Source organism: Nonomuraea sp. NPDC050783 (assembly GCF_040802095.1).
Lineage (GTDB): Bacteria > Actinomycetota > Actinomycetes > Streptosporangiales > Streptosporangiaceae > Nonomuraea.
Genome location: NZ_JBFAHK010000004.1, coordinates 448,536 through 461,928, shown reverse-complemented (window position 1 = coordinate 461,928; position 13,393 = coordinate 448,536). Strand labels below are relative to the sequence as shown.

General features: G+C 74.0%; 14 protein-coding genes. 8 read left to right on the top strand and 6 right to left on the bottom strand.

The features are described from left to right. Positions 1-31: 31 nt before the first annotated feature. A complete protein-coding gene (locus AB0H75_RS13565; protein WP_367795445.1) occupies positions 32-628 on the bottom strand; it encodes a DUF3000 domain-containing protein in 597 nt (198 codons plus the stop codon). A 679-nt stretch (positions 629-1,307) separates the two neighbouring features. Here AB0H75_RS13565 and hemE point away from each other — a divergent pair. Then, positions 1,308-2,258, top strand: a complete 951-nt coding sequence (gene hemE, locus AB0H75_RS13560) for a uroporphyrinogen decarboxylase (protein WP_367796003.1) — start codon at positions 1,308-1,310, stop codon at positions 2,256-2,258. Positions 2,259-2,395: 137 nt separating this feature from the next. Here the strand turns inward: hemE and AB0H75_RS13555 are convergent, their stop codons facing one another. After that, positions 2,396-3,379, bottom strand: a complete 984-nt coding sequence (locus AB0H75_RS13555; RefSeq protein WP_367795442.1) for a DUF4349 domain-containing protein — start codon at positions 3,377-3,379, stop codon at positions 2,396-2,398. A gap of 107 nt (positions 3,380-3,486) precedes the next feature. Here AB0H75_RS13555 and hemG point away from each other — a divergent pair, with 107 nt between their 5' ends. Both hemG and hemQ read left to right on the top strand, forming a co-directional pair. After that, positions 3,487-4,890 (top strand): protoporphyrinogen oxidase, encoded by a 1,404-nt coding sequence (gene hemG / locus AB0H75_RS13550; protein ID WP_367795439.1) that lies wholly within the window; start codon positions 3,487-3,489, stop codon positions 4,888-4,890. A 5-nt stretch (positions 4,891-4,895) separates the two neighbouring features. Further along, positions 4,896-5,597, top strand: a complete 702-nt coding sequence (hemQ, locus tag AB0H75_RS13545; protein WP_367795436.1) for a hydrogen peroxide-dependent heme synthase — start codon at positions 4,896-4,898, stop codon at positions 5,595-5,597. 25 nt (positions 5,598-5,622) lie between these two features. Here hemQ and AB0H75_RS13540 read toward each other — a convergent pair whose 3' ends face one another. Continuing rightward, positions 5,623-6,567: an ABC transporter ATP-binding protein gene (locus AB0H75_RS13540; RefSeq protein ID WP_367795433.1), complete on the bottom strand. Its 945-nt coding sequence runs from the start codon at positions 6,565-6,567 to the stop codon at positions 5,623-5,625. A 462-nt stretch (positions 6,568-7,029) separates the two neighbouring features. Between AB0H75_RS13540 and AB0H75_RS13535 the strand changes: the two genes are divergently transcribed. Beyond that, complete coding sequence (locus AB0H75_RS13535; RefSeq protein WP_367795430.1) at positions 7,030-7,860, top strand: hypothetical protein; 831 nt, start codon at positions 7,030-7,032, stop codon at positions 7,858-7,860. Between the two features lie 200 nt (positions 7,861-8,060). Here the strand turns inward: AB0H75_RS13535 and msrB are convergent, their stop codons facing one another. Further along, positions 8,061-8,462 (bottom strand): peptide-methionine (R)-S-oxide reductase MsrB, encoded by a 402-nt coding sequence (gene msrB, locus AB0H75_RS13530; RefSeq protein ID WP_367795427.1) that lies wholly within the window; start codon positions 8,460-8,462, stop codon positions 8,061-8,063. A 443-nt stretch (positions 8,463-8,905) separates the two neighbouring features. Between msrB and ligD the strand changes: the two genes are divergently transcribed. Next, on the top strand, positions 8,906-9,907 hold the full coding sequence (gene ligD / locus AB0H75_RS13525; protein WP_367795424.1) for a non-homologous end-joining DNA ligase: 1,002 nt from the start codon (positions 8,906-8,908) through the stop codon (positions 9,905-9,907). A gap of 1 nt (position 9,908) precedes the next feature. Then, positions 9,909-10,541: a hypothetical protein gene (locus tag AB0H75_RS13520; protein ID WP_367795422.1), complete on the top strand. Its 633-nt coding sequence runs from the start codon at positions 9,909-9,911 to the stop codon at positions 10,539-10,541. A 28-nt stretch (positions 10,542-10,569) separates the two neighbouring features. Here the strand turns inward: AB0H75_RS13520 and AB0H75_RS13515 are convergent, their stop codons facing one another. Both AB0H75_RS13515 and AB0H75_RS13510 read right to left on the bottom strand, forming a co-directional pair. Then, positions 10,570-11,382: an MBL fold metallo-hydrolase gene (locus AB0H75_RS13515; RefSeq protein ID WP_367795419.1), complete on the bottom strand. Its 813-nt coding sequence runs from the start codon at positions 11,380-11,382 to the stop codon at positions 10,570-10,572. An 8-nt stretch (positions 11,383-11,390) separates the two neighbouring features. Beyond that, entirely contained in the window at positions 11,391-11,585 is a 195-nt protein-coding gene (locus AB0H75_RS13510) for a hypothetical protein (RefSeq protein ID WP_367795416.1), read from the bottom strand. A 172-nt stretch (positions 11,586-11,757) separates the two neighbouring features. Between AB0H75_RS13510 and AB0H75_RS13505 the strand changes: the two genes are divergently transcribed. Next, positions 11,758-12,495: a hypothetical protein gene (locus AB0H75_RS13505; RefSeq protein ID WP_367795414.1), complete on the top strand. Its 738-nt coding sequence runs from the start codon at positions 11,758-11,760 to the stop codon at positions 12,493-12,495. 208 nt (positions 12,496-12,703) lie between these two features. Beyond that, complete coding sequence (locus AB0H75_RS13500; RefSeq protein ID WP_367795411.1) at positions 12,704-13,345, top strand: class F sortase; 642 nt, start codon at positions 12,704-12,706, stop codon at positions 13,343-13,345. Positions 13,346-13,393: the final 48 nt, after the last annotated feature.

The following is a 13,393-nucleotide window of genomic DNA, read 5'->3' as shown; positions in this document are numbered from 1 at the left end:
CATGACGCTTGTGCTGTATTGACTGGTGCCCTCACTTCGTTCGGTCACTCTCCGGATCATCACGTCGCCGGGGCAGCGCGGCCACGTCCGGCGGGAGCGGGGGCATGCCCGCCGCCAGGCACATCAGATCGCACCAGGCGGCGACATGGCCGGACAGATCCTCCTCGGCGGGAGACCAGGACGCCCTCAGCTCCAGCTCGGTCGTGACCGGGTCCTCGGCCTTGTTGCCGAACCCCTCGGACACGGCTCTTGTCACGGTACCGCCGGCGGCCGAGTAAACGGCTTGATGGGCCTCCAGAGCTTCGGTGAGCCAGCTCCACGCGACCGGCCCGAGCAGCGGGTCGGAGGTGATCTCCGGCTCCATGTCGGCCCTGACGTAGGCCACCAGCCGGAACGGCCCCTCCCAGCCGCGCTGGCCGTCGGGGTCGTAGAGCAGGATCAGCCTGCCGACCGCGAGCTCGTCGTCGTCGCGGTAGACCGACGCGCCGATCGCGGCCGAGTAGGGGGCCAGCCGCTGCGGCGCGGGCAGGTCCTCCAGCTCGATCTCCGGCCTGACCTCGGGCGGCCGCAGGCTCTCCGCCGCGCGGGTGAACGCGGCCGGAGGCGGCGGCTGCTCACCGGGCGTCATGGCCGGAGCGTAGGTCGAAATCGGGCGGAAGGGGACCACGGGGGTGCTCATCCTCGGTGATCAAGCCGTAGCCGTTACGAGCCGGCGAAGCGGTCGGGCGGTCTCGGCCGTGCCGAGCGTGATCGCGTGGCCGCAGTCGGCGCAGGCCCACTCGGGGCACTCGCCCACCTCGTGCCCGTCGGGGCACGGCGGCTGCTCGAACGGCCGTTCGTCACCGCAGGAGGCGCAGCGCTCACTGCGGCGCTCTGGAGAACTCCACAACGCGGTCATCACAACGGGCCTTTCTTCGGGTCGTGGCTCTGACGTTGGCATGAGCCGCCGACAATTCCCCGCAACGCGCTCGGCGTGTCCCGAAAGTGGTCGCTGAATCGGTGCCGCGCGGTGGGTTGGGGAACATTTGGCCCGATCCAGACCGGCTCCCTGGCCCGCCATGGGGCGCAGTGGACCCGGCTGAGCCGCCGATGCCGAGCAGACCGGTAAACCTTCATCCTGCTATCTGATCATGATTTGGGGTATCCAATGCATCTTTTTCCGACACCGCGCGCCGATCCGCGCCGGTGACCGGACCGCTGCCCCGACCGCTGCCCTGACATGGGACCCTTGACAGGTGAACCTCGCCGACTCCGCGTTCCTGCGTGCCTGCCGCCGCCAGCCCGTCCCGCACACCCCGGTCTGGTACATGCGCCAGGCCGGCCGCTCGCTGCCGGAGTACCTCAAGGTGCGCGAGGGCGTGCCGATGCTGACCGCGTGCGCCACGCCCGACCTCATCGTCGAGATCACCATGCAGCCGGTCCGCCGCTACGGCGTGGACGCGGCCATCTACTTCAGCGACATCGTGGTGCCGCTCAAGGCCATCGGCGTCGACCTCGACATCAAGCCGGGCGTCGGGCCGGTCGTGGCCGACCCCATCCGTGACGCCAGGGGGCTGGAGGCGCTGCGGCCGCTGGAGCCCGGCGACGTTCCCTACGTCACCGAGTCGATCCGCGCGCTGACCGGCGAGCTGGGTGGCACGCCGCTGATCGGGTTCGCGGGGGCGCCGTTCACACTGGGCTCCTACCTGATCGAGGGCGGCCCGTCGAAGAACCACGACCGCACCAAGGCCATGATGTACGGCGCCCCCGAGCTGTGGCACGCGCTGATGGAGCGGCTGTCCGGCATCGTCCTTGAGCACCTGCGCATCCAGGTGGCGGCCGGCGCCTCGGCCGTGCAGCTCTTCGACTCGTGGGTGGGTGCGGTGGCCCCGGCCGACTACCGCGAGTTCATCCTGCCCCACACCCGGCGCATCTTCGACGGCATCGCGGACGTCCCGCGCATCCACTTCGGCGTCGGCACCGGCGAGCTGCTCGGCGTGCTGGGCGAGGCCGGTGCCGACGTGGTGGGCGTCGACTGGCGGGTGCCGCTCGACGAGGCGGCCCGCCGCGTGGGGCCGGGCCGGGCGCTCCAGGGCAACCTCGACCCGGCCGTGCTGCTGGCCCCGTGGGAGGTCGTCGAGCGCAAGGCGCGCGAGGTGCTGCGGCAGGGCCGCGCCGCCGAGGGGCACGTGTTCAACCTGGGGCACGGCGTGCTGCCCTCGACCGACCCCGACCAGCTCAAGCGGCTGACCGACCTCGTCCACGAGACCGGCGCCTGACGCCCGGCCCTGGATGACCGGCGCCCGAGGCCCAGCCCTGGGCGACCGGCGCCTGAGGCCCGGCCCTGGACGGCCGGCGCCCGAGGCCCGGCCCTGGGCGACCGGCGCCCCGCGGCCGGGCCTGACGGCGGCCGGGCTCAGGCGGCCTCGGGGTCCGGGTCGCCGGAGCGGGGCGTGCCGGGCGGGGGCGCGGGCAGGCGGCCGCCGCGGGCGTCGTCGCGCCGGGCGCGGCGCACCAGGTAGACGACCAGCAGCACCAGCGGCAGCGAGGCCACCAGCCACGGCAGCAGCGCCCCGAGGATCGTCAGCAACGTCACCAGGCTGGCCAGCAGCGCCTTCCAGCCGCTCTTGAGCCCGGCCAGGAAACCCTCGCTCCTCTTCTCGGGCTTCGGCGCGGCGGCGACCGGCCCGAGCAGCCGCAGGGTCAGCGTCGCCATCGCGACCTGCGTGGCCAGCTCCTTCTGCTGCGCCTGCAACGACTCCAGGTCCGCCTCGCGGGTGGCGATCTCCCGCTCCACCTCCAGCACCTGGCCGATCGTGTCGGCCCGCTTCAGCAGCGTGCGCAGCGACTCCAGCGACTGCTGGGCCGACTTGAGCCGGCTGTTGACGTCGGCCACCTGGAGCGTGACGTCCTGCGTGGACTGGTTCATGGCGGTCTGGGTGCCCAGCTCCTTGCCGAGGCGGGCGAGCACCGCGCCGTAACCGCTCGGCGGGATCTTGAACTCCAGCGACGCCGTCTCCCGCGCCTTGCTGGCCGAGCTGCTCTCCTCCTTGGACAGGTAGCCACCGGCCGCGGTGACGATCTGCTTGGCCTGCTCGACGGCGGCGGAGACCTGCTTGACCCGGACCGTCATGTCGCCGGTGTAGATGACCTGCCGGTCCTGCCGGGTCACCTTGACGTCGGAGACGCCGCTCTTACCGTCGGAGACGCCGCCGCTCTGGTCGGCCGCCTCCGACCGGGGGCGCTTGGCCGCGCTGGTCTGCGCGGGCATCGGGTAGGCGCTCGCGCCGCCGGCCGCGTGCTCGGGGGCGCTGGCCGTGCTCTCGTACGTGGCGCCGGCGCCGCACCCCGCCAGGAGCAGAACGGATAACGCGGTGATCCCGTACCGGATTCTCCTCATGCCCTTAAGACGGCCCGGTGATCAGGGCGGTTTGACGGGACGGATCACGGTCGGGTCACGTGCCCCGCGCGGCCGGGCGGGGAGGCGAGGCGGTAGCGTCTGGAGGCGTGGAAGGGAATCGGGCGCACGTCGTCGTGGTCGGTGGCGGGATCTCCGGGCTCGCCGCCGCGTGGTACCTCCGGCAGGGTGCGGGCGAGCGGGTCAAGGTGACCGTTCTGGAGGCGGGCTCGCGCATCGGCGGCAAGCTGCACGCCTCGGAGGTCGCGGGGGTGAGCGTCGACGCCGGCGCGGAGGCCATGCTGGCCCGCCGCCCCGAGGGCATCGAGCTGGCCAGGGCGGTCGGGCTCGGCGACGACCTGGTCCACCCCGGCACCACCCGCTCGGCCATCTACTCCAGGGGCGGCCTGCACGCCATGCCGAAGGGCCAGGTCATGGGGGTGCCCGCCGACCTGGCCGAGCTGGCCAGGTCCGGCATCGTCTCACCCGCGGGGCTGCTGCGCGTGCCGCTCGACCAGGTCCTGCCCGCCACGCTCGTACGCACCGACGTCTCCGTGGCCGCCTACATCCGCGCCAGGATGGGCGGCGAGATCGTCGACCGGCTGGTCGAGCCGCTGCTCGGCGGCGTGTACGCGGGCCGCGCCGACATGCTGTCGCTGGAGGCCACGATGCCCCGCGTGGCGGCCGTGGCCCGCGCCGAGCGCTCGCTGCTGTCGGCCGCCCGCCACCTGGTCGCGGAGGCCCCCAAGGACGCCGGGCCGGTCTTCACCACGCTGCGCCACGGCGTCGGCACCCTGCCGGAGGCGGTCGCCAAGGCGTCGGGGGCCGACGTCAGGACCGGCGTCACCGTCCGCGAGCTGCGCCGCGCCGGGCAGGGCTGGCGCCTGGTGACCGGGCCGGTGCCGCGACCGGAGACCGTCGAGGCCGACGCCGTGATCGTCGCCGTGCCGGGCCCCGCCGCCGCCCGCCTGCTCAAGCCCGAGGTCCCCAAGGCCGCGGCCGAGCTGTCCAGGATCGAGTACGCCAGCATGGCCGTGGTCACGCTCGCCTACCCGCTGTCGGCCTTCCCCCAGCCGCCCACCACCAGCGGCTACCTGGTGCCGCCCGTGGAGCGCCGCCCGGTCAAGGCGGTGACGTTCAGCTCGGTGAAGTGGCCCCACCTGGCCCAGGACCTGGTGATCCTGCGCTGCTCGATCGGCCGCGTCGGCGAGGAGCACCTGCTCCAGCGCGACGACGTCGAGCTGGTGTCGCTGGCCACCGCCGAGATGGCCGACGTGATGGGCGCGCGCGGCCTGCCCCTGGACAGCCGGGTCACCCGCTGGGGAGGCGGCCTGCCCCAGTACAACGTGGGCCACCTGGACCGGGTGGCCCGGGTGCGCGCGGCGGTCGCGGTGGAGCCGGGGCTGGCCGTCTGCGGCGCGGCCTACGACGGCATCGGCATCCCGGCCTGCGTCGGCGCGGCCCGCACGGCCGCCGGCCGGATTCTGGACCACCTGTCCGAGCGAGGAGAATAGGAACCATGACAGAGGGAGCCCCGCGGCTCAAGGCCCGCGATCTCAACCAGGTGATCCGTTACACCATGTGGTCGGTCTTCCAGGTGACCGACCCGTGCCCCGCCGATCGCGACGGCCTGGCGGGCGAGGTCGAGGAGCTGCTGGAGCAGGCCGCCGGCAAGGACGTCGTGACCAGGGGGGTCTACGACGTGGCCGGGCTGCGGGCCGACGCCGACTTCATGTTCTGGTGGCACGCGCCCGCCCCCGAGGACCTCCAGGACGTCTACTCCCGCTTCCGCCGCACCGCGCTGGGCCGCCACAGCAGGCCCGTCTGGTCGGCGATGGCGCTGCACCGGCCGGCCGAGTTCAACAAGTCGCACATCCCGGCCTTCCTCGCCGAGGAGGAGCCGCGCGCGTACGTGAGCGTCTACCCGTTCGTCCGCTCCTACGAGTGGTACCTCCTCGACGACTCCGAGCGGCGGGCGATGCTGGCCGAGCACGGCCGGATGGCACGCGACTACCCCGACGTGCGGGCCAACACCGTCGCCTGCTTCTCGCTCAACGACTACGAGTGGATGCTGGCGTTCGAGGCCGACGAGCTGCACCGCATCGTCGATCTCATGCGTACGCTGCGCGGCGCCCAGGCCCGCCGCCACACCCGCGTCGAGATCCCGTTCTACACCGGCGCCCGCAAGCCGGTGCGCGAGCTGGTCAACGCCCTGCCGTAGCCACCACGGCCTGGCCTTGCGCGGGTCAGCCCCGTGGCGGCCCGCCCGTGAGGCGCACGAACACCGACTCCAGGGCCGGCTCGTACACCTCGGCCGCGCGCACCGCCATGCCCGCGCCCGCGGCCGCCGCCAGCACCCCGGGCAGGGCCCGGCCGGCGTCCTCGGTCATGACGTCCACGTGGCCCTCGTGCCCGGTGGCCTCGCGGACCCCGGGCAGCGCCAGCAGCGCGGGCACGTCGGGCCGGCCGTCCACGGTCAGCGTGATCCGGTCCAGTTCGGCGGCCGGGCCGGCCAGCTCCGCGCGGGTGCACTCGGCCCTGATCCGGCCGAGATCGACGAGGCCGACCCGGTCGCAGAGGCGCCCGGCCTCGGCCACGCGACGGGTCGCGCAGAGGATCGCGACGCCCTCGCCCGCCAGCGTGGCGAGGCTCGCCAGGACGGCGTCGCGGCCGCGCGGATCGAGGCCGGCGGTGGGCTCGTCCAGGATCAGCAGGCGGGGACGGAGCAGGAGGCCGACGCCGAGACGGAGGCGGCGCATCGTGCCGTCCGAGTACGCCTTGACGGCCTGCCCCGCCCGGCCGGTGAGGCCGACGGCCTCCAGGACCTCATCGGCGCGGCGGCGGGCCCGCGCGCGGCCCAGCCCGTGGCGGCGGGCGAGCAGGCGCAGGTTCTCGCGGCCGGTGAGGCCGGGGGAGAGGGCCGGCAACGGCTCCTGGGGGACGTAGCCAACGCGGCGCCTGCCCCAGGGGCGGGACGGGTCGTGGGGGCGGCCACGGACCAGCACCTCTCCGCCGTCGCGGTGCAGGGTGCCGGCGATCATCGCGAGGGTGGTGGTCTTCCCCGCGCCCCCGGGGCCGAGCAGGCCGTACGTCTCGCCTGCGGCGACGGTGAAGCCGACGCCGTCCACCGCCACGAGGTCGCCGAACGTCTTGCGCAGGCCGCGACATCTCAGGATCTCGTCCCGGGCCACAACCGTAGTGTGATCGTACGCGTCCTACACCGGCAAGCCCCGAGCCGGCGACTCGCCGACGGCATCCGGACGGGGTGTGGAGGAGGACGGGTGGAGCCATCCGAAGAGGCCGGCCGCGCTGCCGAGCGGCACGCCGCCGGGCGGGACGCGGACGGGCGGGACGCGGACGGGCGGGACGCGGACGGGCGGCGGGCGAGGGGACGGCACGCTGGCGGGCGGCATGCGGCAGGCCGGTCGCGAGGAGCGCGGCGGCGCGGAGCCGGTGAGGAGCCGCGGCGCGAGGGCGGTGAGGAGCCGCGGCGTGGGAGCAGGGAGGAACCGCGGCGTGAGAGCGGGGAGGAGCGGGGGCGGCGCGGGGTACGAGGTCCGGGGCGGCGCGGGGTACGAGGTCCGGGGCGGCGGACGCGGCCGGTGGTGGCCGTGGTGCTGGGCGCGTTGGTATTGGCCGGGGGAGCGGCAGGCATGGCGGGCGTCAGCGGGGTGACCGGCGGCACGCCGGCGGGCTCCGGGTCACTGGCGGGTTCCGGGCCGGGCACGTCCCCGGGCGGGGGCGCCGGGCAGGGCGACCCGGGCGCGACGGCACGCGGGCGGAGCGGCGCGGGATCGCGGACGGGCGCCCAGGCGTCCGGGGGGCCCGGGGTCGGGCAGGCGGCACCCGTGCAGCCCGGCCCGTCCGGACGGACCGCGGGCCCGCTACGGACGGCGGGAGCGCGGGGGACCGTCGGCACGAAGAGCACGACCGGCCCGAAAGGGGCCACCGGCCGCGAGGGCGCCCAGGACCCGGACGACCAGGACCGGCTGGACGGACCAGGCGGACCGGGCGGACCAGGCGGGCAGCGCCGGCTCTCGGCGCCCGCTCCGGCCACGGCCACCGGCCCGAACGCGATCGCGGGCGCCCTCCCTCCCCAGGGCGAGGGGACGCCCGCCGTGCCGGGCACGGGCGACACCGACGGCCACCGCGCCGACGGCCCCTCGTCGCACACCGACCACCGGGCGCTGGACTACTTCCGCGGCAACTGGGGCCCGGACGACAAAGCCCTGCGCCGCATGACGGACATCCGCACCGTCGGCGGATACCTCCGCATCTACACGAACCTGCCGGAGTCCGCGCACAACTCCCCGACCGCGATCACCCTGTGCGAACGCGGCCTGGACTACCTGCGCGCCGCCGGGGTGCGCCGGCCGGTGGTGTTCGTCCACGCGAGGTTCGGGGGGAACGGCAACCCCGTCCTCGCCAACATCCTCGGCCCCTCCGACCGCGGTTGTACGGTCACCCACCCGGCCCCGGGCTGACAGGGACAGAAACAGGGGAGGGGCGACGGAGGCGCGGAGGCTCACCGCACCCGTACGCGGGTCTTCCCGCACACCTCACACCGCTGGGTGACGACCCGACCGATGGTCTCGATCGTCATCCAGCGGTGGCGGAGATGAATGAACCGCACGCGGGAGGGTCTACCCGTGGCCACCGGTCGGTACGCGGAGTCGCTAGTCGATCACGCCTTGGGCTGGAGCCGCAGCGAGACCGAGTTGATGCAGTAACGATCATCGGTCGGCGTCGGGTAACCCTCGCCGTGGAAGACGTGCCCCAGGTGGGAGTCACACCGGGCGCACCGGACCTCGGTGCGGACCATGCCGTGACTGCGGTCCTCGATCAGCTTCACGGCGTCGGACTCGGAGGGAGCGTAGAAGCTCGGCCACCCGCAGTGGGACTCGAACTTCGTGTCGGAACGGAACAACTCGGCCCCGCACGCGCGGCACGAGTAGACGCCCTCCACCTTGGTGTCGACGTACTCCCCCGTGAACGGGCGCTCGGTCCCGGCCTCCCTGAGGACGTGGTACTCCTCCGGGGAGAGCTCGGACCGCCACTCGGCCTCGCTCTTGACGACCTTTTCCATACGACCAGAGTACGAGACAGCCGAAGTACCAGATCCGGCAAAAAGAGATCTCCGCAGGTCGAAGCATCCATTCGGGGGAGAATTCGCGTCTTTGTCGGTAAGGGGGTGTCATCGCCTCCTGCGAAGGGGTGAGATCGTCCGCAGGTCCCGCAGAGCGGCGCAGCCCACGCCCGTGCTGGCGCCGCTGGGGGGATCGCAACGGCCGACCGGGTGGCGCGCCAGCGCCCGGAACGGTGGCGGGCGGTCTGCAGGCCCGCCCTGTCGAGCCCTCGGTCCCGCCACCGAGAAGTGCTCCGGGGCGGGCCCACCCTGCTCGCCCGCCGCCCGCCTACCTGCCCGCCCGCCTACCTGCCCGCTCGCCTACCTGCCCGCTCGCCCGCATGCCCGCTCGCCCGCCGCTCGTCGGGGCGATTTTGTCGGCGCGGGAATGTAGGTTCCTGGGCATGGCATCGCCGTTCATCGAGCTCCAGGTGGGGGAGCGGACCGTCAAGGTCACCAATCCCGACAAGGTCTACTTCCCGCAGCTCGGCGTCACGAAGCGCGAGCTGGTGGAGTATTACGTGAGCGTCGGCGAGGGCGCGCTGCGGGCGTTGCGCGACCGCCCGACCAACATCAAGCGCCACCCCGACGGCATCCAGACCGAGGCGATCTACCAGAAACGCATGCCGCCCAAGCACCCCGACTGGCTGGAGTCGGCCGAGGTCACCTTCCCGAGCGGCCGGACGGCCCGGTCCATCCGCGTCACCGAGGTCGCCACCCTGGCCTACTGCGCCAACCTCGGCACCATCGACTTCCACCCCTGGCAGGTGCGGGCCGCCGACGTCGAGCACCCCGACGAGCTGCGCGTCGACCTGGACCCGCAGCCCGGCCTGGAGTTCGACGCCGCGCGCCGGGCCGCCTTCCTGACCAGAGACGTCCTGGGCGAGCTGGGCATGTCCGGCTTCGTCAAGACCTCGGGCAACCGCGGCGTGCACATCGCCGTACGCATCGAGCCGCGCTGGGACTTCGTCCAGGTCCGCCACGCCGGCATCGCCCTGGCCCGGGCGGTCGAGGAGCGCGACCCCGGCCTGGTCACCACGGCCTGGTGGAAGGAGGAGCGCGGCGAGCGGGTCTTCATCGACTACAACCAGAACGCGCGCGACCGCACCGTGGTCAGCGCCTACTCCGTCAGGGCCCAGCCGCACGCGCCCGTCTCCACCCCGCTGACCTGGGACGAGCTGGCCGACGCCGATCCGCGCGACTTCGACATCCGCACCGTCCCCGCCCGCTTCGCCGAGGTCGGCGACGTGCACGCGGCCATCGACGAGCGGGCCTACTCGATCGAGCCGCTGCTGGAGCTGTACACCAAGGACGACCGCGGCGACCTGTCCTATCCCCCCAACTACCCGAAGATGCCCGGCGAGCCGATGCGCGTGCAGCCCAGCCGGGCCAGAGCGACCGACTGACATGCCCGCCGCCGGCTTCCACGCGCTGTACCGGGGCCCGGTCGCCGATGAACGCGTATTCACCCGGGCCGAGGCGCTGCTCGTCGCCGAGCGCGCGGGCTGGGGCTACCCGGCGGAGGCGATGGCGGAGGCGGTCGCGCGGTTCCGCCGCGTCTTCGAGCTGGCCGGCACGGTCGTATGCGCCGGCTGGTACCTGCCGCACGGCTTCCGCCCGCCGCCGCCCGATCCCGCCGCTTCTCGGGAGCGGCGCAGAGGTTACGACCCGACGCTCGGCCCCGGGGCGATCATCACGTGGGTGGCCGTGGGGCATCGGGTCCGGGGCGACCTGCGGGCGTCCACGGCGGCCGAGCTGGCGCGGCCGGTGGCGGACGGGTCCGTCGCGATGCTGGCGTGGTGCGGTCCGGTGGGCCGCATGTGGACGAGCCCGCTCCCCGTGATGCGGGCGGAGCGGGCGCTCACCCGGGCGCTCGCGCTCCTTCCGCGGGGTGTGGAGGTGCCCCAGGTGCTGGGCGAGAGCCGGTGGCGGCGGGCCGGGCAGGTGGTCGATGACCTGTCCGGCCGGCCGCTCGACGTCCACGAAGGGCCCGCCGGGCCTTCCGACGAGCGCGTCGCCCTGATGAGCGCGTCGCCCTGATGAGCGCGTCGCCCTGACGAGCGCGTCGTCAGTGGCGGGCGATGTGGTGGGGCGCGAGCTCCCGGGTCTCGCCTCGCTCCAGGTAGACGATCCGGTCGCCGAGGCCCGCCTGCTCGACGTGGTGCCGGAAGTCGTCCAGTGGGGAGGTGAAGACGGTGTAGTCGTCGTAGTGGACCGGTACGACCGTGCGCGGGTTGAGCAGGTTCACCCAGGAGGCGCCCTGCTCGCCGTCCATGGTCACCAGCACGGCCCCGAGCAGCTTGGTGCCGCCCAGGTGGACGAGCGCCAGGTCGATGTCCGGGAAGCGGCGCGGGATCGCGTCCAGGCGGCGGTCGAGCAGCGTGTCCCCGCTGATGTGCAGGCGTAGCTCCACCCGTCCCTCGCGGTCACGAAACTCCAGCATCGTGCCGATGACGGGCGGCAGCAGCCGCTCCATCGGCCCCGGCGCGTGCTTGGCGGGCAGCGCCGTGATCGTGACGGTGCCGTGCGCGTTACGCAGCTCGTGCTGCTGCCACTGCCGCAGGCCCACGCTCTGGCCGAACCCCTGGCGGCGGAGCTTGCCCGCCGCCGAGAGGGTGGTCACGATCGGGGTGTCCCGGTCCAGGCCCTTGCGGGCCACCCGGTCCCAGTGGTCGCCGTGCATGTGGGACAGCACCACCGCGTCCAGCGGCGGCAGGTCCTCGATCTCCACCGCCGGGTCGGTGCGGCGGCGCGAGAACAGGCCGTGGCCGAGGTAGGCGCGCTGGCCCCGGTGCAGGAAGTTGGGATCCGTCAGCAGCGTGAAGCCGTTGTAGCGGATCAGCGTGGTGGCGTTGCCGATGAACTGGAGGCTTCCCTTCACGGCCCGCCTCACTCCGGGTGCGGAGGCTGCTGGTCGGGCGGCACGCCGCCGCCCTTGCCGCCGCCCTTGTTGCCCTTGTCGGTGCCGTGGGCACGGCCCGAGGGCTTGGTGCCGCTCCGGGTGTCGGGCATGCCGTTCGCGGACTTGGACTCGGTGGCTGATTTTCCTGATCTGCGAAGTTCGGGCTGTTGTGGATTGGTCATGGCGTTTGTCCCCCTTAGCTCCGTTCCCCCTGCCACGGCGGGCGGAAGCCAAACACCCCACAGTCCGTATTGGCCTGTTTCGCTTCGGTCACATTACTTGACGCTCGGTCCAATAGTCCGCAAGGCTCTCTAGGGCATCGGGGGCGACAGCCGATCTCTTCGGGAGCCTTCCATGGCAAGAGCGCGACGTCTCTCGGCCGCTGGAGCGGTGACGGCCTTCGTGGTGGCAGGGGTGAGCCTGGCCGCCGGTCTCGGCACCGCGGCCGCCGCCACCACCGGCGCGTCCACGGCGGCCTCCGCCGCCTCCACAGCCGCCTCCACCGGGGCCGCTCCTCGGGTGCCGGGCACGAGGCCCGACTGCGTCCTGCCGCTGCCGGCCCTCTGCGACGAGCCGGACGACGCTTCCTGGTCCGGCGGCCAGGCCCCGGGCGACCCGCGGGCGGGTACGGACGGCTCCCGGCGGGGCCACCACGGCGGGGGCGACTCCTGGCCGGCCGAGCCCGCGCCCGACGACTCCTGGTCGAACGCCCCCGCGCCCGGCGCTACCCTTCCTGGCGGCACCGTTCCTGGCGCCACCGTTCCTGATGGCACCGTTCCTGACGGCACCGTGCCCGATGACACCATGCCCGACGACTCCTGGCCCGCTGCTCCGGCGCCCGGTGACACCTGGTCCGACGCGCCCGCCCCGCAGGACTCGTGGCCCTCCCAGCCCGGTCCCGTCGTATCGGACCGGCCGTGGCGGCCGGCGGGGCAGCGCGAGCACCGGATCCCGCGCGGCCACCCGGAGACCGGAGGGGGCGGCCTGGCCGAGGAGGGGGCGGCGTGGCCGTTCGCGGCGGGCGGCACGGCCCTGCTCGCGGGCGCGGGCCTGACCGGCTTCGCGGTACGCCGCCGCCGGACCACCCCCTGACGGCATGACCCCCTCCGACGGCACACAGCCCGCCCCGCCCACCGCCCCCGCCGACCCCGGCGAAGCGCCATCCGGCACGTCCGGCCGTTCCGGTGGGGCGGCGTCCGAGACGCATGGGCGTTCCGGTGGGGCTTCGCTTCCCTCTTCGCAGGGGGGTCGGGGGCAGTGGGGGATCTGGGGGTTGGCCGGGGGTGTCACGTTGGCCGGGGTGTCGCTGATCGCGTTCGGGCTCAGTGGCATCGCCGGGAACGGTGGCGAGCCCGCGAGCGCGCCCGCCCCGGCGGGGGAGACGGCCACGGCGGCGCGCCAGGCTCCACCCGGGGCCGCGCCCGTCACCGGCCCGCTGCCCGTGGGCAAGGTAGCCCGGCCGATGAGGGCCGCCCGCCCCACCGCCGTCTACATCCCGTCCGCAGGCGTGGCGGCACCGCTCATGGAGCTGGGCCTGGACGCCCGGGGCGCCATCCAGAACCCCCCGCTCGACCAGCCGAACCTGGCCGGCTGGTACCGCTACGCCCCCGTCCCCGGCCAGCGCGGCGCCGCCGTCATCACCGGCCACCTCGACACCAGGAGCGGCCCCGCCGTCTTCGCCCGGCTCAAGGACGTCAGGCGCGGCGACCAGGTCCAGGTGCTGCGCGCCGACCGCTCGGTGGCGGTGTTCGTCGTGGACCGGGTCGAGCACGCGCCGAAGTCGGGCTTCCCCGCCAGGAAGGTCTACGGCAAGCTCTCCTATCCGGGCCTGCGGCTGGTGACGTGCGGCGGGACGTTCGACCGGCAGGCGCACAGCTACCGCGACAACACGATCGTCTACGCCCACCTGGCGGCCCCGTACTACCCGGGCGCGAAGAGCTGATCGCGGATCGCGGATCGCGGATCGCGCGGCAGCCGGCCCGCCCGGCCG